Here is a 20,902-nt window from a genome sequence, read left to right as displayed (position 1 = left end):
CAGGGCGGGAGTTGCGATCAGTGACAGCGCAAGCGTGATGCCGAGAATTCTAGCGGGCAACATCGGCTGCTCCCTCCATTGCGCCGCGCAGTTCTGCTTCAGTCGCAAGCGAGAAATCACCCGGCGTGTAGTGTTTGAGCGCGGCCAAAGCCATGCCCCGCTCGATGGCATTCGAAAGGTTGTCCGGGTCGGCCAGCCAGCCGGACAACACCCCCGCTGCGAATGCGTCACCCGTGCCGATGCGATCTACGACATTCGCGAGAATGCGCGTTGCGCTTTGGGCCTGCGCCTCTCGCATATCGATCCGTCCGACCAGATGGTGTGCGCCATGCTCATCGACATGCCGCGCGGTCGAGGCGATGGTGGAGAGATTGCGAAATTCGCTCAGCAAGGCCTCGGCAGCTGCGCGGCGCCGATCTTCGCCGTCACCGGGAAACTCCGCATTCAGCAAAAGCGACACATCCTTGTGATTGCCAAAAAAGAGGTCGGCCTGCGCCACCAGCTCGGCGATCGCCGGGCGTGGGTCACGGCCTGCGACCTCCCACAGCGAGGGCCGATAATTGCCATCGACAGACAACGTAAGACCGCGCGTCTTGGCCGCTTTTGCGAGTGCGCGCGTAGCACTGGACGCAGTCTCACTGACAGCAAGAGAAATGCCGGAAAGGTGCAGGTGCCGCGCGCCTTCAAGCGCGGCTTCAGGGTCAAAATTGTCTGCCGCGAAACGGGCAAAGGCACTGTCCGCACGGTCATACAACACGTCACCACGCCGCACACCGATCGCGGGCGTAGCGAAATAGCTTCCCATGCGCCCTGCTCCGCTACCAATCCCGGAACAGTCGACGCCCTGCGCCGCAAGTTGCTTGCGCGCCAGCATGCCGAGATCATTCTCCGGCAAGATGGTGATCATTCGTGTCGCAAGCCCCAGATTAGCTAGGCCCACCGCCACATTCGCTTCCGCACCGCCGACATGCAGGTCGAGCCCATGCGTGTCACGGAGGCTCGCGCCGCCACGCGGGGCAAACCGCAGCAGCACTTCACCAAAGCATGCGATCAGGCCCTGCATTACCGCGCAAGCCAGCCGCCATCGACGGCCAGTATATGGCCCTGAACATAGCGCGCCGCATCCGAGGCGAGGAAGACCGCTGCCCCGCCAATGTCCTCTGGATCGCCCCAACGGCCAGCGGGAATGCGCTCCATGATCTGCCGATTGCGCGTCTCATCCGCCTGCAAAGCGGCGGTATTGTTGGTCGCGATATAACCGGGCGCGATCGCATTGACGTTCACGCCGTGCGAGGCCCATTCATTGGCCAAAAGCTTGGTGAGGCCGCCCACGCCGCTTTTGGAAGCGGTGTAGCTGGGCACGCGAATGCCGCCCTGAAACGTCAGCATCGACGCGATGTTAATGATCGAGCCGCTCTTCTGCTCCACCATATGCCGCCCGGCCGCTTGGCACAGGAAGAACAGGACCTTGAGATTGGTGTCGACGACCGCGTCCCAATCCTCTTCGCTGAAATCGAGAGCGTCATCGCGCCGGATGATGCCGGCATTGTTCACCAAAATGTCCAGCCGGCCAAATGTGTCCAGCGTCTCATCCACGATACGCTGGCATGGCTCGATGCTGGAAAGGTCGGCGATGATGATGTGCGCCCGGCGACCCAGCGCAGTGATCTTGTTTGCCGTATCTGACGCATCGGAACGCGTGACGATCGCGATATCCGCGCCTGCCTCTGCCAGTGCCACGGCGATGCCCTGTCCGATGCCGGTATTTGCACCGGTCACGATCGCGACCTTACCGCTCAGATCGAATGCTTTGCCTGCCATTTTCTGGTCCTCCCCTGATTGCGCGTCGATCAAAGACTGCGGAGGTAATCGGCGATCGCGTCATCCTGGCAATTGGGGTAGAAATATTCGGCAAACCGCTCACCCGAGATGGCGGTTTTGAGCATTTCCTGATCGACATTCTTCAGGACGGTCAGCATGTCGTGGCAGGTGACCTTCTTCATATCCGCCAGGATACCGCGATTTTTCTTCATCACTGCTGCCCGCTCTTTCGGATAACCGACACCGCTTTCGCCCTCGAAGAGCTTGCGATAGCAATCCTGCAGATTGAGTTCCGCCGCCCAGCCGAAGCCTTTGGCATAGGGCATGGCGATCGCATTGCCGTCATTGATCTGCGCGAAGAGGAAAGCGTCCGTCGGATCGATCACCAGGCCGCAGAACACACCCGGCATCGCGTTACAGGCAAGCATGGAGCCCATGCCCGTACCGCAACCGGTGACAACGAAATCCGCCGCGCCGGAATTTAGCAGGATGCCGCTGAGAATTCCGTTCATATTGTACGTCAGATGCGCCGCATCCTCGGGCGTATACATGCCGTAATGATGGACTTCATGACCCAGCGGTTCAGCGACCGAGGTCAGTGCATCGTGCACAATCGAGTTCTTCGCTGCCTGGCTGTTTTCGATGATAAGGGCGATTTTCATAATGGCTGTCTCTTTCCGATCGGTGTGAGGCGGCATCATTCGCTGACACGCGCGCGTTTCATAGCGCTTAGGTAACCGGTGTCATAATGGGATGCAAGGGGCATTTCTGATTGTCGCCAGCATCTTGAGTGTTGCGGTCCTAGCTGCCTTGTGGCGGGACGACGGAGCCGCGCTCGATCAGGCGTGAGGGCAAGAGCCACGGCTCGTCCTCGGCCACAGGCGGAGCTGACAAAAGCTTCTTCGCAGCGGTGCGCGCCATTTCGACTATCGGCCAGCGCACCGTGGTGAGCGAGGGCCAGACATGGCTGGAGAGCGGCGTATCGTCGAAGCCGACGATCGAGATATCTTCCGGTATCCGCTTCCCGTTGCGGCGATAGGCAATCATCGTCCCGATCGCCATTTCGTCATTGCAGGCAAAGATTGCGGTCGGCGGATTGTCGAGCGCCATCAGAGCTTCTGCTGCGCTGACGCCCGATTCAAAAGTGTATTTGCCCGGCTGGACAAGGTTCTCATCCACCTCGAGCCCTGCTGATGCCATGGCTTCGCGGAAACCCGCCGTCCGTTCCTTGGGCGAGGTAAAGCCTTCAGGCCCTCCGATCAGCGCGATACGGCGATGCCCCTTGTCGATCAGATAGCTGACCGCGTCACGCACGGCCTCGCGGTCGTTGGAACTGACCACATTGGCCGCGTCGTCCATTTTGATAGAGCCCATGCGCACGTAGCGCGTGCCGGTTTCGCGGCAGATATCGGCGACAGATTCGTATCCCGAAATCGGCGGTAGCATCACCACACCCATCGGTCGCTGGCGCTCAATAAAAGCACGAATGTCTGCATCGAGTGTCGGCGAATTGCGATCGATCGGCTGCACCATCAGGCCGAATTCCGTATCGGCGATCCCTTCCAACACGCCCTGCTGCACATTCACCAGAAACTGCGCATTGGGGTTGTCGTGAATGACCGCGATGATGAAATTGCGCTTGAGCGCCAATGCGCGGGCCTGCAGATTGGGCACAAAGCCCAGATCCTTGATGACCGCCTTCACCTTTTCGCGGGTCTTGTCGCTCAGCAGCGGGGAATCGTTGATGACACGGCTGACCGTCTTTTTGGAGACATTGGCGACACGCGCCACATCGTTGATCGTCGGTTTAGCCCTGTCGCCCATCGCTGTTCTTTATGGCGATAAAACGCATTGGCCAAGCCCCCTGCTCAGAACATGCGCGGCAACCACAGCGATACGGCGGGCACGTAGGACACGATCACCAGCGCCGCGATCAATGTGAAATAGAACGGCCAGATGGTCTTGATCATCGCTTCGAACGGTACTTGCCCGACAGCAGAACCGACAAACAGCACCGATCCGACAGGCGGGGTGACGAGGCCAATGCCGAGGTTCAGCATCAGGATAATTCCGAAATGCACTGGATCAACGCCAGCTGCCGCAGCCACCGGCAGGAAGATCGGCGTGGTGATGACAATGAGCGGCGCCATGTCCATAAACGTGCCGAGCAGGAGCAGCATCACATTGATAATGAGGAGCGTGAGAAGCGGATTATCCGTCATCGCGCCGATCAGACCTGCCAAGGCTGCGGGCACTTCCAACAGGGCCAGCGCAAAGCCAAAGGCGGTCGCAGCTGCGATGATAAAGAGCACCATCGCCGCCGTACGCACCGATTTCTGGGCCGCTTCCCAGAAACCCTGCCAGCCGAGGCTGCGGTACACGAAGGTGCCGACAAGGGCCGTGTATACGACTGCAATTGCCGAGCTTTCGGTCGGCGTGAAAATGCCGGAAAGAATGCCGCCCATGATGAGCACGCCGGTGAACAGGCCCGGGATGGCGTAGATCAACGCCCGCACAAATGCGCGCCAGCCAGGGAAATGTCCTTTTGGCAAGCCGCGCCTCCGCGCGACCAGCCACGTGGTTACCATCAGCATCGCACCGGTCATCAGGCCGGGAATGATGCCGGCAAGAAACAGATCGCCAATCGACACGCCGCCGCCCGATGCCGCAGCATAGATGATCATGTTGTGCGAGGGCGGTATAAGCAGGCCGACGATGGCGGCCGTCACGGTGACATTGACCGCGAAATCGCGATCATAGCCCTTCTCGTCCATCAGCGGGACCATGGTGGAGCCAATGGCAGACGCACTCGCAATGGCAGAGCCGGAGACTGCGCCGAACATCATGCTCGCGCCCACATCGACAAGACCCAAACCGCCGCGCACCCGCCCGAAAGCCGCATCCGCAACTCTGACAAGTCGCTCCGCTATCCCCGCTCGGTACATCAAATCTCCGGCGAAAATGAAGAAGGGTATCGCCATCAGGGTGAAGACGCTGATCCCGGCAGCCATGCGCTGCACAGCGACGATCAGAGGAATGTCAGCGACAGCAAAGGTGGCCAGAGCCGCCCCGAAAAGCGCGAATGCGACCGGCACACCGATTGCGAGCAGGAACAACAGCACGCCGAAGAGGACGAGGATTTCCATCAGCTATCCCCCTCCCTCAGCCGCACCCTGATCCGGGCGAGCGAAAACAGCGCCATGAGCAATCCGGCAAAAGGTATCGGCAGATAGGCAAACAGGCGGCTGATCCCGAGTGAGGGAATGACATGAACCCGCACTTCCCAAGCGAGCATTGCTCCGTAGATGAGGAAAATCAGTCCGAAGACCGCGATCAACAGGTGAATGCCGATGCGCAATCGCTTCATGCCTTGCGGCGAAAGGCTGCGCTCAAGCAGTTCTATGCGGATGTGAAACCGTTCCCACACGCCAGCGGCGGCGGCGAGGAAGACGTACCAGATCATCAGCAGCATCGCCGTTTGCTCGGACCATGACGGGCTTGCTTCGAGAATGAAGCGACCGAAGACCTGCCAGCTGATCACTGCCGTCATCAACACCAGTCCGGCTGCGCCCAGACGGACGAGGATGTCCGATGCCTTGTCTGCCAATCCGCGCTTCATGATCCGCTCCTCAGGGCGAGTATCTGTTCGACCAGTGCGCGCTGCGCAGGCGTGGTGAGCGATGCGTCCCACATGCCGGTCATCCGGCCAGCGAATAGCGCCGGGTCCACTTCGTTCACTTCAACGCCCGATGCCGTCACGATGCGCATGCTTTCTTCGACGCGGGCGTCCCACAGATCACGCATATGCGGCACGGAATCGCGCGCCGCCTGCTTAACGATGTCCTGGTCTGACGTGCTCAGCGCGTCCCAGCTTTCCTTGGACATCACGAAGACTTCGGGCGCGAGCAGGTGGCGGGTGAGGCTGTAGTATCGCGCAACTTCGAAGTGCCTGCCGCTTTCAAAACTCGGCCAGTTGTTCTCCGCCCCGTCAATCACCCCTTGAGCGAGCGATTGATAAACCTCGTCGAGCGGCATCGGCACAGCGTCCGCGCCGAGCGATCGCACCATGTCGATGTAGAGGTCAGAGCCGGGCACGCGCAGCTTCAGGCCTTGCATGTCGTCGGGCGTGTTGATGGGCCCGCGCGTATTGTAGAAACTGCGCGCTCCGGAATCATAGAAGCACAAACCGATCAGGCCGTGCCGCTCCAGCGAGGCGAGGATTTCGTCGCCAATTTCGCCATCCACGACCTGGCGCATATGCTCCGTGCTTTCGAAGATGAATGGCAGAGCGGCGACCACGGTCAGCGGCTCGATCGAATTGAGCGGAGCGAGATTGACGCGGTTGAAGTCGAGCCCGCCAAAGGTCGTGACTTCCAGCGTGTCGCGCTCGTTCCCCAATTGACCACCGGCATAGATGCGAAGGCTCATCCGGCCATTCGTGCGCTGCTCCAGCAGCTCGCCAAAATAACGAACCGCCTCGACAGTCGGATAGCCGTCCACATGGGTATCGGCGCTGGTGAAGACACCCTCGCCCAACCGACTGTTGCACCCGCCGAGCGCGCCCAGTCCGCCAAGCGCCATCAGTCCTGCAAGGGCATCGCGCCTGCGCATATCAGCTCCAAAACTCACGCAGGGACAGCAGGCACGAGTTGCAACTCAACCGTGCCGTATTCGCTGAATGAAAGTTCGGAAGTTGCGCCGATTTTCGCCTCATGCACGCCGGTAATCGCGCCGGTCGAAACGAAAGTGCCTGCGGGGAGATCATATCCGCGTTGCTCGGCCAGTTCGAGAAGGAAGGCAAGCGCCCGCAGCGGAGCGGCAGGAAAGTCTGTCAGCCTGCTCTCTGCGATAAGATCGCCGTTGATATGGGTGCTGACCGTAATCTCACGATCACGGGTTCGCCAATCGGTGATTTCGGGTCCGATTAGAAGGCCATTGTTATTGCCGAAATCGCAGATGACGGTGATCGGTCCATAGTCGTTGATATCGGGGATCGGACTGCTGGCAATCTCCGCCCCGATAAACATGCGATCCTCTTCCCGCGTATTGCCAAGGGCAATGATGAACTCCGGCTCTATCGCGGCGAACCCTTCCTCAAAAACGGGCATTTCCGTGCTGCGACCCTGATGTGCATGCTGCACGGATTTTGCGAAGATCGGCCCTGCGAGATAGGGCGTCCCCAACTCGGCTGCGCTGGCTGGCGACATCCCGCCGACTTTCCAGCCGACAAGCTCGTCCTCCCAGGCCGCTATCGAATGGTCCTGCAAACGATAGGCATCGGAGAGGTTATCCGGCATTTCCAAGGGAGGCCCGGGGAGAGCGCGTGCGTCCGCCCTCGCCCGGGTCAGTTGCGTCGAGACGTGCAGGTGTCCCGACGGGAGAAGGTCAGCCGAAGCCATGTCGATAGGTTCGCTCACTATGGTTCAGAACCGGCCGCGCAGACCGAGGAAGTAACGCGTGCCGGAATAATCCGACTGCGCGAGACTGTCCCGCGTTGGGCGGTAGAAAATATTCGGCTCATCCAGAATGTTCAGCACTTGGAAGCGCACCTGGACATTATCCGTGATGTCATAGCTCGCCGAGAAATCAAGGAAGCCCTGGTCTTCGGTGAAGCGATTCTGAGCCGTGCGGAACGGCTTGAAATATTCCGAACGCCATTTGTACGCGATGCGCGCGTTGAACGGTCCGGTTTCATAGAACAACGTCCCGTTGAGCGTATGGCGTGAGTAGCCGGGAATATTCGCCGGATCGGTGAAATCGCGGATCGCGTTGCCGCTGACCACCACGGGATCTTCAAATTCGAAATCGGAGTCAGCGAAGTTGTAACTTGCGCTGACGCCGAAGCCGCTGAGGAAGCCCGGCAGGTAATCGAACGTGTGGTTCATCGACACTTCGAAACCGATCAGCGAACTGGTCTCGCCCGAATTCACCGTGCGGCCGATCTGCACAACCTCGGGCGCACCATCGACGATCAGCGTCAGATCGGTCACATCGGTTTCAAAACCAGTCTCGAGCAGCTTGTAGTACGCCGCAATCGCCAGCGAGCTGGTCGGCGAAGCGTACCATTCCCACGAAACGTCAGCGTTCCAAGACGTCAACGGCTCCAGAAACGGGTTGCCGCTCGCGCTGACGATGCTGCCCAGATTGCCCAGATCGGCCTCATCATCGAAGGAGAGTGCTGCGGACATGGCCTGCTGATCCGGCCGTGCGATGGCGCGATAGGCGGCGAAGCGCAGCAGCATGTCGTCCTGCACTTCCAGGATCAGGTTGGCGCTTGGCAGCCAGTTCCAGAACCGATTGGTTTCAACATTCAGTGTTGGCTCTCCAACCTCTGTGATGACGATCGTGTCCGGATCGGGGCCGGGAGACGTTTCAAGGTCGCTGCTGATACCAACGGAAGTGATTGTCGTGCGCACGCCGCGCAGACCGATATTGCCGCGTGCGGGCACACCGAACATTGTGGTGTCGAAATTGCCCTGAATATAGCCCGCCAGGGTCTCTTCATTCACATCGGTGTCATCGGTGGAAAGCGTGCTGCCTTCCGGCAAGCCGGCATCGCGGCTTCCCGTCAGTGCGGTGAACAATTGCTGCGCGTCCCAACGGGCCCAAGTGAGACCTTCCATGGGCGTATCCGCGCCTTCGTAAAGATCTTCGACGATAAAAGTATCGAGGCGTGCTGCGCGAGCAGCATCAGAATCATAGCCATTTACGAGGCTGACGGTCTGGTCGATCCCATCGTCTTGCAGTCGCTCACGTTCTGCATAGCGCATGCCGACCTGAAGCGAGCTGAAAAAGCCGTCGAGGTCATAAGTCGCATCCAGACGCAGCGCCAAAATCTCGTCATCGACATTTTCGAGCCGACGCCGCGCGCGAGCGCCATTGTCATAGATATCGTGGTTGTTGAGATCGAATTCCAACCCGGTGTTGTCTTCGACCGGGGTCACATCGAGGAATGTTAATGCGGGTACATTAAGGCCACGCTTGTCGATCTCGTAGAACACGCGCCGGTTGGTCCGGATCCGCATGTCGAGCTCATCCTGCCGGCGCTGCGTCTGCGAATATGCAAAGTCTGCTGAGAGCACGAGGCGATCGCTGCTCCACGCGATATTCCCACCCAGCCCGAAATACTCTTCCGTCCGCTGCCGCCAGACGGACTGGTTCTCGATCCGTGTCTCACCCGTCCAATTCAGAAGTGCTCCAGTGGGCGATATCTCCAAAGGCACGATATCGCGGCGCCCGTCGGCAATGACCAGGTTCTGACGCTCTTCAATATCGTCACGATAGGAATACTGGACGTCGAGATTGATATCGACATTGTATGCTGGCTGCCATTGCACCGCGCCCATTATCGCGTCACGGTCCGCATCGGTCGCCATGGCGCGGTAGATGTATTGGTTGGACACGAAATAGAACTGGTCCGACGCACCGTTGGGCACGCCATTCGCATCGGTGTCATAAGCACAATTGTTGCTCTGATCCACGCCCTCGATAGTATTGCAGGGACGGTATGTGGAGCTTGAGGTATAGATGTCCTCCGGCGCCGTATCGCGGCGGATCTGGCCGCCGATCGCGATGCCGATATCGCCGATACCGGTCTCATATTGGTCGATATAGGAAGCTGTGATGCGGTAGTTGAACGGATCACCATCAGCCACCCGGTCTTCATAATCGCTGTAACCGGCAAGGGCTTGAATCTGTAGCGACGTGCGGTTGTAATCGAGAGGGCGCAGCGTCTGTAGCTCGATAATCCCGGAGATGCCGCCCTCGATGAAGCTCGCCTGCTGCGACTTGTAGATAATCGCGCCATTGATGAGCTCGCTGGGGAACTGTCCGTAGTTCACATCGCGGCCGTCACTGCCCGACGAAATTTCGCGGCCATTCAGGACTGACGAGCCAAGAAACGCGCCAAGGCCGCGAACCGAGAGTTCGGAAGCACCGCCTTTGAAACGGTCCGATGTTACGCCAACGATACGCTCAAGCGTCTCTGCAACCGAAAGATCGGGCAGATCGCCGATGTCATCGCCGATCAAAGCGTCACCGATCACGTCCAGTTCGCGCTTTGCATCCAGAGAGTTTTCGATCGTCCGCGAAATTTCGCCCGTCACCACGATGGTGTTGGGATCGTCTTGGACGGCACCGTCGTCTCCTGCGTCCTGCGCGTGGGCAGCACTGGCAGGCACCATCGCAATCGCCGAAGCGAGCAATAGTCCCTTGAACGATGCGGCTGTGCGAACGCTGGGCATGGCGTTAGTCTGGCTGAAAATATGCATGGTTTCTCCCTCCAACTTCTATCTCACCGCTCGGACAGCAGCGAGTGGCGCCTTTTGACACCGGTTACCCAAATAATTGACACCGGTAACAATCCGCGTCAATACCCTTGTTGAAAAGAGACGAGAGAGATTTTGAAATGCGCTTTAAGCATCGGTTTTATTTTGGCTTTTTGACTGCCATCCTTGCATCCCCGGCAGCGGCACAGGAGGTGGCGACCGATTTGCCGGACATTTTGACCCAAGGTGCAGACGCGCCCTATCTGCCCGATTTCTCCTATGCCGGTTACGGTTACGGAGCCGAGCCCATTCCTCACATAGAGACGGTCATCGATGTGGCGGATCACGGCGCGGTGGCCGATGACGACCTGGATGACAGCGCTGCGCTGATTGCGGCAATCGCGGCAGCATCCGACCATTCCGGCCCTGTCCGCGTGCAGCTGGGTGCGGGCCGCTATATCCTGTCCGAAATCCTCTGGATCGAGCGTAGCGGCGTGGTGCTCGCGGGCATGGGAAGCGGCGAAGGCGGAACCGAGCTCTACATGCCCCGCCCGCTCAACCAGATCGACGATGGCGGCACGCTGGACGAGCTGCGCGAATATCTCGTCCGTTACGACAAGCGTGAGCGGCAACCGCAGAACAATCTCGACGTGCTTTTCTCCGAATACAGCTGGAGCGGTGGCTTCGTCTGGACGCGCTATCCGGGCGGCCGCCATGCGACCTATCTCGAAGAATATGATCGCCCCATCGATGAAGTAACCGATATCGCATCAGGGGCACGCGGGGCATTGCAGCTGCGCGTTGCCGATACGTCCGATCTCTCGGTCGGTGATGTGTTGCAAATCCATTGGCACAATCGCGCCGGCGAAGACGGGCCGCTGATCGCCGAACTTTACGGAGAGGACCGTGACGGCTTCCCCGTTGGTGACCGCCACTGGATGCTGCCAAATCGCCCGCTGGTGCGGCAGGCCACGCGTATCGAGGCGATCAACAACGGCATAGTGACCATCGCCGATCCCTTGCTGCACGATATTTCGGATGAACTTCCCGCCTACTTCGCGCGCTGGGACCATATCAGCGAAGTCGGCATCCAAGACCTCGCCTTTCAGTTCCCGGTAAATCCCGAATTCGGGCACCATAATGAGGCAGGCTACAACGCCGTGTACTTCACCGGTGTCTATAACGGCTGGATCGACAACGTCCGCATCGACTACTCAGACGCGGGCATCCTGACCGATGATCTTGCCAATGTGACCATTTCCAATGTCACGACAACAGGCGATCACACCGCGCATTATTCGGTGCACCTGGGCAATGTGCACAATGTGCTGGTGACCGATAATGAAGTGTTCAACCCCACGGTCCACACGTTCAGCTTCAACACGCAGGCCACGCGTTCGGTCTATCAGCGATCAACGGGCTGGACACAGCCGACGCTGGATCAACACGCCGGCGCCAATCACCAGAACCTGTATGATCAGATCCGCGTCCATGTTCGCCCGAATGGCGAGACCGATGGCGGCACACCGTCCTACAATCTCTTCCGTGCGGGCGGCGCAGGGTATTGGCGGCCGGGCCATGGCCGGTACAACACGCTGTGGAACGTCGCGATACATGTAGAGGCCGGTGTGCCATCGGACGGCACGATCGCGCTATATGGCTCGGGCGAAGGGCCGGATGCCAATGTGATCGCCATGCACGGCAACCGCGCGATAGACCTGCAATACGATCCAGCGCCCTACATCGAAGACATGGGGATGCGGCAGGCAGCCGTCCCATCGCTCTACGATTATCAACTGCGCGCGCGTCTATCCGAGTAAGCCGCCGGTTGCAGCGAACGGATTTGGATGAATGGCGGTGCTGTCAGTCTGTCTACAACTCGTCTCTGTTTGACGCAGCTAACTCAGATCTAGTTCCAGCGCAGGCCATGAAGTTCTGCCACTCAGCCAGTTTGCTTTGACAGTGCCTTCTCGGATGATCCAACCGACCAAAGCTATACCAGCCACGGTCCGTTCTTGAACATCTTCGAGTCGCCTAACAGCGGGACTCCCTCTTTTCATATGAAGTCATCGCAATTTCGATTGAAACTGAACAGCCCCGAACTGCTGCAACGTCTCTCGCGCAAGACTTTGCCCTTCTGCAACGCACCGAGCCTCATCTAGGCCTCTAAGCATTGCTGAAAGAAAACCAGCGTTGAAGGCATCACCGGCGCCGCTTGAATCAATGACCGTCACGGGTTCGGCGCGGAATTGGTGCGCCGTGCCGGCTTTTTCCGCGTAATAGCATCCATTCTCGCCCGCTTTCACTGCGACGCGCGAGCAGCCGCCGTCGAGCCATGCTCGCGCTATTTCCCATTCCGACCTCTTGTCGTCGTAGATCTGTTGCTCATCGACATTTGTTGGGAGACCAAGGGTAGTGCATTTGATGGCCTTTTCTGACGCCAATCGAGCTTTCTGCTCGGAATCCCATAGTTGAGGCCGGAAATTTGAATCGTATACGATTTCGCAGCCCCGTGCTTTCGCCTCATATGCGGTGTTGAGTAGCGTGCTACGCCCCTCCTCACCAATAATTGCGAGAGAAATTAGACTGAAGTAAATGACTTCCGCCCGTTTGGCGGCAGCCAGCGCTTCTTCGATCTTAGGAAGTGCGAACATCTCGCGCGCAGCGCTTCGCTCTCTCCAGTAAAGAAAGCTGCGCTCGCCAGCCCCATCAAGATGAATGGCATAAATACCAGGACTGCGATTGGGGTGCCGCAGGACGAACTGCGTATCGATCCCCTCCCTCGCCCAGGCATCGACGAGGGCATCGCTGATGGGATCTGTACCTACGGCAGTAACGTAGGCTACGTCATGCCCCCGACGCGCCAAATGTATCGCTGTGTTAAGCGTGTCGCCGCCATAGCGCAGACCGTTATTCCCGCGGCTATGATACTCCAGCATCGCCTCGCCGAAGATGAAAACAGTCATGTTAGAAGTGCTCGACCTGGACAGCACGCCTCACGAGTAGGCAAGCCCGCCATTCACATCGAGATTAACGCCTGAAAGGAATGAGGCTTTCTCCGATACGAGATAGGCGACGACATTCGCTGTCTCTTCCGCAGTACCTTCACGCTTCAGATCAGTGGCCGCAGCAACATTTTTGCGCGCTTCCGGCTTGCTGAAATCGTCGTGGAATTTGGTTGCGATCATTCCGGGGCAGAGCGCGTTCACCCGAATGCCTCTAGGCCCCAGTTCCTTGGACATCGCACGCGTCCAGGTCATGACCGCGCCTTTGGCAGTGGCATAGGCACTCGCTCCCGGTCCACCGCCATCGCGGCCGGCTAGCGAGGCGAAATTCACGATGACAGATCCTTCTGACATGTGCGGGACGGCGGCCTTGGTCGCCAGGAAGGTCGAGGTGACATTCAACTGCATCAGGAAATTGAAAAAGTCCTCATCCATTTCGTCAATCGTCTTGCGCGCAACAAGTCCACCGGCGACGTTGACGAGAATATCGATCCGCTCGCCGAAAGCATCGACGGTTTGCGCAACCATGGCATTCACGTCTTCAGCCTTTGTCAAATCGGCATAGATCTTGATAGCTTCACCGCCGGAAGACTGGATGGCGTTGACGGTGTCGTCGCCATCCTGCTCATTGTCGAAATAATTGACGGCCACCTTGGCGCCCTGTGACGCCAATTTGGTGCAGACGGCACGACCAATATCGCGGCTGCCGCCGGTTACCAGTGCGACTTTCCCAGCCAGATTGCTCATGAGATTATCCCTTTGATCGAGTGAGTGGTCGGCCGGTTCAGGCCGCTTTTGGTTTCAGAGGTTTGATGTCCGGACAGAGGGTGAAGATCGACAGCACTGTCAGGATCGCGAGAGCTGCGCCCACAATGAATGCAGGCGTATAGGATTCGACGGTAATGACCGGGATGAGGAAGTTCAGACCGACAACGGCAAGTTTCGCCGCGGTGCCCGCAAAACCTGCGAGCGATCCCACCGAAGCACCGCCATAAAAATCGCTCGGCAAGGTCTGAATATTGCCGATGGCTGTTTGGAAACCGAATAGGATGACTGCCATAATCAGAACAGCTGTGAGCGGTGTCGCGGCCTGGGTGGTGAGCAGAAGCGAGACCAGCATGATCAGCCCGCCAAGAGCGATGACGGTCTTGCGGGTTCGATTGACAGTCCAGCCCGACTTCAGCAGCTTACCTGCCAGCAGCCCGCCAAACCACGCGCCAAACATCGCACCGACATAAGGCACCCACGCAAAACGCGCGATTTCTTCGACACCGAAACCATAGGTGTTGAGTAGGTAGATCGGCAGCCAACCTACAAACAGCCACCAGATAGGGTCGATAAACGCGCTGGCGAGGATGACGCCCCAGCTTTCCTTCCGGCTCAGGATTTCCGCCGTATTCGGAGTATATTCGGCAACTTCGTCAGTCTCGGCATTCCTCTGCCCAGTGAGAATGTATGCGCGCTCTTCCACGCTGATCCAGGGGTGTGCATCAGGCCCGCTCTTGTAGACAATCATCCACGGTATCAGCCAGAGAAACCCAAGTGCGCCGATGGCGACGAAGGTCGCCTGCCAACTGCCGAGCCAAACGAAGAGGATACCGATAATTGGCGCCGATACGATGCCGCCGATCGCAGCTCCGGAATTGAAAATTCCCTGCGCCAATGCGCGCTCATTGATGGGAAACCAGACCGCATTCGCCTTTGTCGCGCCCGGCCAGTTGCCTGCTTCTGACACACCGAGAATTGCGCGGAACGCTGCAAAACTCATCAGTGAATTCGCGACTGCGTGCAGCATGGTTGCCGCCGACCAGACGACAATCGACAGGACGAAGCCCAATCTGACGCCAATCCAATCGAAAATCTTGCCAAAAATCGATTGCCCGAATGCATATGCAAATGTGAAGACATTCAGGATGATGGCGTAATCGAATTCGGTAAGGCCTAGTTCCGTCGAGATCTCTGGCCATAGGAAACCAAGTGCGCCGCGATCGATGTAATTGATGATCGTTGCCAGCGCGACGAGGCCTACAATCCAATAGCGAAGCTTGCCTTGCATCATTAAGCCTCCGAGCCGAGAAAATCAGAACGGACCGGACTGAACGTGTCGATCAAAACGCCGGCTTCGAGGCACACCGCCCCGTGCATTTCGTGTGGCTTCACATAGAAGCCATCGCCCGGCCCCAGTTCCCGCTCCTCTCCGTCAATCGTCGCGAGGAAGCGTCCGCTTTCGACATAGCTGGTTTGCGCGTGATGATGGGCGTGCTGCTCACCAACCGCGCCTTTATCGAAACACACGCGAACCGCCATCAGATCAGGCCCGAAACCCAGGATCTGGCGCTTTATTCCCCCGCCAAGTTCTTCCACCGGCACCGTAGCCGCGTCGATGAAACGTTCGCTGCCAATTTGATCTTGCTGCGCCATCGTCATTCTCCAGCTGCCGTAAGGGGGATGCGCGCGGCATAGCCTTGCCACGTGACTTCGCGCCCTTCGATGATGGCGGTGTGCCTTGCCGCGGGATTGTCATCCCAGGAAATCGCGACAGCGATTTGCGCACCGGCCAGCGTTTCGATCAGGACAATGTCAAATGTGCCTTGCTCGATATGGCGCAGAGAAGTGATCTGGCTGTCGCTATCTATCGTCTGTTCGGTCGCGCCGTCATAGAGACCGTGAGGCTCGACAAGACTGACGAAAGTTGCGCTGCTACTCCCGGTCACGCGCTGGATGACGAGAGGCTCTCTCCGAAGGTTGAATTCCGGATCGTTCGCACCGCTTTCGCCGAGGATCACCTCGAAGTTGTCCTGCGGCACGAAGCGATAGGTATAGAACCGGCCTTCAAGCAGCCATGTCATGAAGGCCTGATCCGCTTCAGGCGCGCCGCGACCATCTTCCCAGATGTGCTGGTAGCCGTTGCCAGCCCCCAGCACAGGCCTGCCCTCAATATTTCGGGAGGGGTCAAAGCCCAAGCGCATGATGTGGCCGGAGTAATGCAGCGGCAGGTCGAATTGCAACTCACCTTCACCCTGAGCGCGCATGAGGTCCAGAGTGACCGGCTGCGAGAAACCTTCGACATCGACCAGCGCCAGAAGCCGGGTCATGGACACGCCTTCCTGCGGATAGGCATCATCTATCCCGGCGACACTCACCTGCAGGCCTTCGTCGGTTGCGAAATACAGCTGGGTGGGTGCTGACAGGTCAGCGAGGTCCCGATCGCCGTAGAAATGGCTCTGCTCGTTTACGACCAGCGCATTGTGCGCGATCGTCTGCTTCGCCCAGCTTTCGTTTTCTGGGAGATACCGACCGCCCTGTTTCGCCTCGATATTGAGGAAGCGAGCGGCGCCGTAATCGCGGACAACCTCCTCTCCCAAATTGTAAAGTTGCCAACTCAATTTGTCGAAGTGGCCGTGCCCCATGCCTTGCGAGGCATTCTTGGCGACGAGAGCTAAATGGTCAGGCCCGACACCATCGCGCAGCACTGCAATTGCTCCCTGGTCCCCGTCAGGTCCGTCGCTGAAGAGCATCGAGCGGAAGGGGAAGCGCTCCGCCTCGCCCGCGGCAAGGGCTTGCGACATTTGAAGCCCGGCTTGTGAAATCACCGTGCGGCCCTGAAACTGCGCAATATCCAGCAGCGCCGGGTTCTCAGTTACCGAGTAGCCGATGGCTACGCCTTCGTAGAGCTCGGCTGTATTGAGGCTTTTGTCCCGAATGGCATCGTTGAAGGGGAAGAAATATCCGTCATAGGTCAGCTGGATTGTCGTCAGCAGGGCTTTTTCAAGAATTCCATCGCGATGCTCAAAGATCCGGCGTTCCGGCTCATTGCGATCAATCGCGCCTGCGAAAACCATAAACGGTAAAAGGGCGAAGCGCTGGTAATATGGGCCTTCGGTGTAATACCCGTCCGGCGAGAAGAGCAGTTCGGTCTGGCGGATAAATCCCGCTTCACCATCACCGCGAGTTCCGTAAAGCGCTCTGTGAACCAATTCATCGTCGCCAAGCACATAGCCGGTCATTCCCACACCGGCTGTCGCCCAGGTCGCGTGATTGTGAATGCGATTGAATGTGCTTTCGGATTCCACCGAGAGGAATTGGGCTGCGCGCCGGAAAAGTTGATTGTCGATCAGTTCACGATCGGCAGCATACAGATCGCTGCGCACAAGCTCGTATGCCTGAATTGCATGCACCAGCCACATGGCATCGTTGAGCACCTGCCAGAACAGGCGGCCGACATTCTGATTTGCACGCGCGGGGTGATCGCTCAGAGTTGGATACAGCTCCGCATATTCGAGCAGCATTTCGCGTACGAATTGGAAATAGCGGTCCTCTCCCGTCAGGTCATAAAGCTGCCCTGCAAGCAGCATCGCCCGATAATTCCTCTTGTGCTGTTCGTGCGTATAACCGCCGCCTGGGTCGACCGGCACTGGCACCGTCACACCCGCAGCAATCATATCATCAACGAATTCCTGGGCGATCAACATTTCCGCTGCGAAGAGCGGCGGGTAGTGGGACGCCGTTTCGGCCTGAACAACGGTCGAGCGCTCTTGCTGCGCGTAAGCAGGACTGCCCAGCACCAACGCCGATGCGGCGAGAGCTAGCTTGGATAGCGTGAGATTCATTCGACTACTCCGTCGAAGGAATTGTCGACCAACGAAACGCGCGGTTGCCCCGGAAATACGAGTTCAGCCAGACTTGGCCGGGGTGTTTCAGCAAACTCATTATTCCAGATCGCAGATTGAGGAACACCGACCGTGTGGACCACGCTGATCGGCGCCGATGCGGCGAACTGGTTCTCCGCAATCAAGGTGTCTTGCACGCCATGCAGTACTATCGACGCGTCCGCGCCAGATCCCACATTGCTGAACTGCGAATTGGTAATAAGCACGTGCGGACCAAAGGTGCTCTCATCACGGCCCCCGCGATATACTTCGGCAACCGGGCCAACTACATTTGCAAAAGCCGAGTTCTCAATCGTCATATAGTCGACATTGTAACGCCCCTGATCGTCATGCTCCGAAGCTGCAGAAACAACAGTTCCGCTGATGCCTGAGAATTGGCTTCCGCGGATGAGGAGGCGCTCTGCAAGTGTGGAAGGCCCAAGGTAAATCACGTCAAAGTCGCGATTGACGGTAAGATTGCGCACTTCGACATTCTCGAGCTCAATCTGCAGATTGCCACGGATCGGAGCGCTTCCGGTTCGGATGACAGCGTTGCCGACATTGTCCGGAGCAAGAGAGCCGTCGATGATAACGCCATCCAGCCTCAGCGCGCCACCTTCCCGCAACTCGAAGAGCGAAGGACGGGTGAAGCGCAGCACGACCTCCTCTCCGTCGCTGGCAAGGAGCGTGACGGGCCTATCAATCGGAAGGGTGCGATCGAAATGATAATCGCCCGGTGCGAGCCGGAAGGTATCACCGTTCCCCGCTTGACTGAGAGCAGAGATCAGCGCTTCACCGCTTCCATGCACGGCAATTTCCTGCCCTGCCCCGAACATCCCATCTTGGCCAGGCTTTGAATACCATTCCACACCGACATCACTGAGCGAGATAACCTGCAGGTCGCGTGGAGCGCCTACATTCTCGAGTTCAGGACTTGCAGGATACAAAAGGCCGTTCTCGCGGCGGACCATTTCGGTCTCAATCACTGGCAATTCATCGGCGATCGCGCTGTGCACCCGGCCCGAGACCAGAGCATTGCCAGTGAACACAATCCCGGACATGTCTGCATCGACTTCGATGAATGTGTCGCGGTGCGAACCTGCAAAAAGATTTCCGGTCATGGAGCTATTCACCGGATTGGCCGAGCGCTCCTCGTCAGCGCCGGCACCCAGCGTGATGCGAAAGCTGTCGACCACGGTGTTGTTCTCGATCAGCGCATTGTCGACTACGACGTAGCGATTCACAGGCGAATTGGGGACGCCGTTCATCACAGTCAGCGCGCTGGCGAAACCGGCGCCGCGCAGGCCCTCCATGTAATTCTCTCGCACAGTCTGATTGCGATTGATGATCCGAATGCCACCGGTGTGATCCACGCCGTGGCCCAGGAACACATTGCGCTCGATCAGATTGCCGTCCCCATGGCGAAGGGTGAGAGCACCCTGCGACCGAAGGAACAGGTTTCCGCGCACGATATTGGCACCAGACTTGATCGAGATGATTTCCACCTCGCCGCTCGTCCGGTCGAAGACATTGTTCTCAACAAGTGTGTTGGAATCGAACATTGAATAGTGGCTGGTGCCGATCCGCAGCGTCTCACCACCGTTCGATCCGAGCACTGGTCTCGGGCCGAAATAGTTGTGGTCGATATGATGATTGTTGCCGCGACTTTCTTCAGTGTTGAGCCTGACTGCGAGCGTAACGCCGCGATTGGTCTTACCGACCAGATGGTTGTGATCGAAGCGATTATCGCTCCCAAACATGGCCACCCAATAATCGGTTTCATTGCGGTCGGGCTTGCTGAAACCGTCGATGACAGTCTGAGTGACCCTGGCATTGCTCGCCAGATCGTCACTGTCCCGGCGGAAGGAGATCACCTCGCCAGTGGGGCTGTAACCGTCACGAAAGACAAGGCCAGATACGACGACGTATTGGCCGCCGATGCGCAAATTGGATTGCCCTGTCAGGATGACTTGGCCCGGGGTTTCGGCAGTCACAGTAATCAGAGCGTCTTGCTGCCCAGCACCAGTGATAACCATCTCGAAGTCGTGCCACTCGCCGTTGGCAAGAATGATGGTGTCGCCCGCCTCAACCCCGCGAGCGGCATCTGCGTATTCCGCCTGAGTGCTGACGAAGAAATCTTCAGCTTGCGCAGGAGTAACCCATGCAAGCGCTCCTGCCGCGATTATGGCAAGTCTGCCAAACATCCCGAATCCTCTCTTCTGTTATAGAGAGGACAATAAGCCGCGCCAGCCATGTGTCAACCACAATAATATGCCAGATTGGCAACTCTGTTATACCAATTGGTTTGGCATTTTAAGGAAGGCGGGCCGCCGCAAGAAACCGTTCGCGGCTTTCGGTGGCGCGCTGCTGCACTTCAGCAAGAGCTTGCTGCTCGGTCGTATCGAGCATATTCTCGATCAGGCGTTGGAAATGTTCACGCATCGCCGCCCTTGCCGCAGCTGGATCGCGATCCTTCAAGGCGTTGAAAACGTCACGATGCTCTTCAGTGCGCAATTTCGAGTCATGGACACAAACCGCCTCATAGGTCGCTTTAACCTGCGGTATTTTCTCACGCATGTTCCAAAGACGCTGGACGGTGTGAACCAGCGCTTGGTTATTCGATGCCTCGGCGATACGCAGGTGAAATTTCTCGTCTGCTAAATTGGCTTCGTCGTGATCGGCATTCCCCATCGCTTCGATGAGCTTTTCCAGTTCCGCGATGCCTTCATCCGTGATATTGCGCGCAGCCAGTGCCGCAGCTTCAGATTCAATGAGAAGCCGCGCTTCAGTAACTTCAAAGGCGCTGACATTCGGTAGCGCATCGGCTATTTCAGGCTGCTGCTCGCTGACGTACACCCCCGACCCGGTCTTGATTTCCAGCCGACCGATCGCCTGCAGAGCGATCTCCGCTTCACGGATGGTCACACGGCTCACCCCAAACTTCTCAGCGAGATCTCTCTCGCCAGGAAGCCTCGATCCCGCCGGATAGGCTCCTTCGTCGATCAATTCAGCAATTTGCCGTGCAATCGATTGGTAAAGTCTTTTCGCCGTCATTTCGTGCCCTGCTGCTAGATCGGAGTCATTTCAGTTCTCGCTGCATACCTACTTTGTCATACCAATTTTGGCAACTAACGAAAATACGGGGTGTCCGTGGGAGAAA

At 58.0% G+C, this 20,902-nt stretch carries 17 protein-coding genes; 1 reads left to right on the top strand and 16 read right to left on the bottom strand.

From position 1 onward, the window contains the following. Nucleotides 1-49: 49 nt before the first annotated feature. From O2N64_RS09075 to O2N64_RS09035, 9 genes are all read right to left on the bottom strand, one after another. A complete protein-coding gene (locus O2N64_RS09075) occupies nucleotides 50-1,063 on the bottom strand; it encodes a sugar kinase (RefSeq protein WP_271077288.1) in 1,014 nt (337 codons plus the stop codon). After that, a complete protein-coding gene (gene kduD / locus O2N64_RS09070; RefSeq protein ID WP_271077287.1) occupies nucleotides 1,063-1,821 on the bottom strand; it encodes a 2-dehydro-3-deoxy-D-gluconate 5-dehydrogenase KduD in 759 nt (252 codons plus the stop codon). The genes O2N64_RS09075 and kduD overlap by 1 nt, the downstream gene beginning before the upstream one ends. Before the next feature lie 29 nt (nucleotides 1,822-1,850). After that, nucleotides 1,851-2,483 (bottom strand): RpiB/LacA/LacB family sugar-phosphate isomerase, encoded by a 633-nt coding sequence (locus O2N64_RS09065; RefSeq protein WP_271077286.1) that lies wholly within the window; start codon nucleotides 2,481-2,483, stop codon nucleotides 1,851-1,853. Between the two features lie 139 nt (nucleotides 2,484-2,622). Continuing rightward, the gene (locus O2N64_RS09060; RefSeq protein WP_271077285.1) at nucleotides 2,623-3,645 is read right to left on the bottom strand and encodes a LacI family DNA-binding transcriptional regulator; all 1,023 of its coding nucleotides are present in this window, start codon (nucleotides 3,643-3,645) and stop codon (nucleotides 2,623-2,625) included. 44 nt (nucleotides 3,646-3,689) lie between these two features. Continuing rightward, nucleotides 3,690-4,967, bottom strand: coding sequence for a TRAP transporter large permease (locus O2N64_RS09055; protein WP_271077284.1), 1,278 nt, complete (start codon nucleotides 4,965-4,967; stop codon nucleotides 3,690-3,692). Next, nucleotides 4,967-5,440, bottom strand: coding sequence for a TRAP transporter small permease (locus tag O2N64_RS09050; protein WP_271077283.1), 474 nt, complete (start codon nucleotides 5,438-5,440; stop codon nucleotides 4,967-4,969). The genes O2N64_RS09055 and O2N64_RS09050 overlap by 1 nt, the downstream gene beginning before the upstream one ends. Continuing rightward, nucleotides 5,437-6,450, bottom strand: coding sequence for a TRAP transporter substrate-binding protein (locus O2N64_RS09045; RefSeq protein ID WP_271077282.1), 1,014 nt, complete (start codon nucleotides 6,448-6,450; stop codon nucleotides 5,437-5,439). Before O2N64_RS09045 ends, O2N64_RS09050 begins: the two co-directional genes overlap by 4 nt. Then, complete coding sequence (locus tag O2N64_RS09040; protein WP_271077281.1) at nucleotides 6,447-7,118, bottom strand: 2-keto-4-pentenoate hydratase; 672 nt, start codon at nucleotides 7,116-7,118, stop codon at nucleotides 6,447-6,449. Before O2N64_RS09040 ends, O2N64_RS09045 begins: the two co-directional genes overlap by 4 nt. A gap of 126 nt (nucleotides 7,119-7,244) precedes the next feature. Beyond that, the gene (locus O2N64_RS09035; protein ID WP_271077280.1) at nucleotides 7,245-10,091 is read right to left on the bottom strand and encodes a TonB-dependent receptor; all 2,847 of its coding nucleotides are present in this window, start codon (nucleotides 10,089-10,091) and stop codon (nucleotides 7,245-7,247) included. Between the two features lie 209 nt (nucleotides 10,092-10,300). On the opposite strand from O2N64_RS09035, the gene O2N64_RS09030 reads away from it, so the two are divergent. Beyond that, a complete protein-coding gene (locus O2N64_RS09030; RefSeq protein WP_271077279.1) occupies nucleotides 10,301-11,908 on the top strand; it encodes a glycosyl hydrolase family 28-related protein in 1,608 nt (535 codons plus the stop codon). Nucleotides 11,909-12,154: 246 nt separating this feature from the next. Here the strand turns inward: O2N64_RS09030 and O2N64_RS09025 are convergent, their stop codons facing one another. The 7 genes from O2N64_RS09025 to O2N64_RS08995 form a co-directional block, all read right to left on the bottom strand. Beyond that, a complete protein-coding gene (locus O2N64_RS09025) occupies nucleotides 12,155-13,054 on the bottom strand; it encodes a sugar kinase (protein ID WP_271077278.1) in 900 nt (299 codons plus the stop codon). 30 nt (nucleotides 13,055-13,084) lie between these two features. Continuing rightward, nucleotides 13,085-13,840: an SDR family NAD(P)-dependent oxidoreductase gene (locus O2N64_RS09020; RefSeq protein ID WP_271077277.1), complete on the bottom strand. Its 756-nt coding sequence runs from the start codon at nucleotides 13,838-13,840 to the stop codon at nucleotides 13,085-13,087. Between the two features lie 37 nt (nucleotides 13,841-13,877). Then, nucleotides 13,878-15,152: an MFS transporter gene (locus O2N64_RS09015; RefSeq protein WP_271077276.1), complete on the bottom strand. Its 1,275-nt coding sequence runs from the start codon at nucleotides 15,150-15,152 to the stop codon at nucleotides 13,878-13,880. Then, complete coding sequence (locus O2N64_RS09010) at nucleotides 15,152-15,520, bottom strand: cupin domain-containing protein (protein WP_271077275.1); 369 nt, start codon at nucleotides 15,518-15,520, stop codon at nucleotides 15,152-15,154. Before O2N64_RS09010 ends, O2N64_RS09015 begins: the two co-directional genes overlap by 1 nt. Next, nucleotides 15,517-17,703 (bottom strand): heparinase II/III domain-containing protein, encoded by a 2,187-nt coding sequence (locus O2N64_RS09005; RefSeq protein ID WP_271077274.1) that lies wholly within the window; start codon nucleotides 17,701-17,703, stop codon nucleotides 15,517-15,519. The genes O2N64_RS09010 and O2N64_RS09005 overlap by 4 nt, the downstream gene beginning before the upstream one ends. Next, nucleotides 17,700-19,946 carry a polysaccharide lyase 6 family protein gene (locus O2N64_RS09000; RefSeq protein ID WP_271077273.1) on the bottom strand — a complete coding sequence of 749 codons (2,247 nt, stop codon included), beginning with the start codon at nucleotides 19,944-19,946 and terminating at the stop codon, nucleotides 17,700-17,702. Before O2N64_RS09000 ends, O2N64_RS09005 begins: the two co-directional genes overlap by 4 nt. A 109-nt stretch (nucleotides 19,947-20,055) precedes the next feature. Further along, nucleotides 20,056-20,796 (bottom strand): FadR/GntR family transcriptional regulator, encoded by a 741-nt coding sequence (locus O2N64_RS08995; RefSeq protein ID WP_271077272.1) that lies wholly within the window; start codon nucleotides 20,794-20,796, stop codon nucleotides 20,056-20,058. Nucleotides 20,797-20,902 lie beyond the last annotated feature (106 nt).

Origin of the sequence: Aurantiacibacter sp. MUD61 (assembly GCF_027912455.1) — a bacterium.
In the GTDB taxonomy this organism is placed as follows: Bacteria; Pseudomonadota; Alphaproteobacteria; order Sphingomonadales; family Sphingomonadaceae; genus Alteraurantiacibacter.
This window is presented reverse-complemented; position numbering and strand designations above follow the sequence as displayed.

Bases quoted from the DNA above. Each gene is read 5' to 3' on its own strand.
- O2N64_RS09010 (WP_271077275.1), bottom strand. From the start codon at position 15,520: ATGACGATGGCGCAGCAAGATCAAATTGGCAGCGAACGTTTCATCGAC.
- O2N64_RS09015 (WP_271077276.1), bottom strand. From the start codon at position 15,152: ATGATGCAAGGCAAGCTTCGCTATTGGATTGTAGGCCTCGTCGCGCTG.
- O2N64_RS09020 (WP_271077277.1), bottom strand. From the start codon at position 13,840: ATGAGCAATCTGGCTGGGAAAGTCGCACTGGTAACCGGCGGCAGCCGC.
- O2N64_RS09050 (WP_271077283.1), bottom strand. From the start codon at position 5,440: ATGAAGCGCGGATTGGCAGACAAGGCATCGGACATCCTCGTCCGTCTG.
- O2N64_RS09055 (WP_271077284.1), bottom strand. From the start codon at position 4,967: ATGGAAATCCTCGTCCTCTTCGGCGTGCTGTTGTTCCTGCTCGCAATC.
- O2N64_RS09000 (WP_271077273.1), bottom strand. From the start codon at position 19,946: ATGTTTGGCAGACTTGCCATAATCGCGGCAGGAGCGCTTGCATGGGTT.
- O2N64_RS09005 (WP_271077274.1), bottom strand. From the start codon at position 17,703: ATGAATCTCACGCTATCCAAGCTAGCTCTCGCCGCATCGGCGTTGGTG.
- O2N64_RS09040 (WP_271077281.1), bottom strand. From the start codon at position 7,118: ATGCCGGATAACCTCTCCGATGCCTATCGTTTGCAGGACCATTCGATA.
- kduD (WP_271077287.1), bottom strand. From the start codon at position 1,821: ATGGCAGGCAAAGCATTCGATCTGAGCGGTAAGGTCGCGATCGTGACC.
- O2N64_RS09060 (WP_271077285.1), bottom strand. From the start codon at position 3,645: ATGGGCGACAGGGCTAAACCGACGATCAACGATGTGGCGCGTGTCGCC.
- O2N64_RS09035 (WP_271077280.1), bottom strand. From the start codon at position 10,091: ATGCATATTTTCAGCCAGACTAACGCCATGCCCAGCGTTCGCACAGCC.
- O2N64_RS08995 (WP_271077272.1), bottom strand. From the start codon at position 20,796: ATGACGGCGAAAAGACTTTACCAATCGATTGCACGGCAAATTGCTGAA.
- O2N64_RS09075 (WP_271077288.1), bottom strand. From the start codon at position 1,063: ATGCAGGGCCTGATCGCATGCTTTGGTGAAGTGCTGCTGCGGTTTGCC.
- O2N64_RS09065 (WP_271077286.1), bottom strand. From the start codon at position 2,483: ATGAAAATCGCCCTTATCATCGAAAACAGCCAGGCAGCGAAGAACTCG.
- O2N64_RS09025 (WP_271077278.1), bottom strand. From the start codon at position 13,054: ATGACTGTTTTCATCTTCGGCGAGGCGATGCTGGAGTATCATAGCCGC.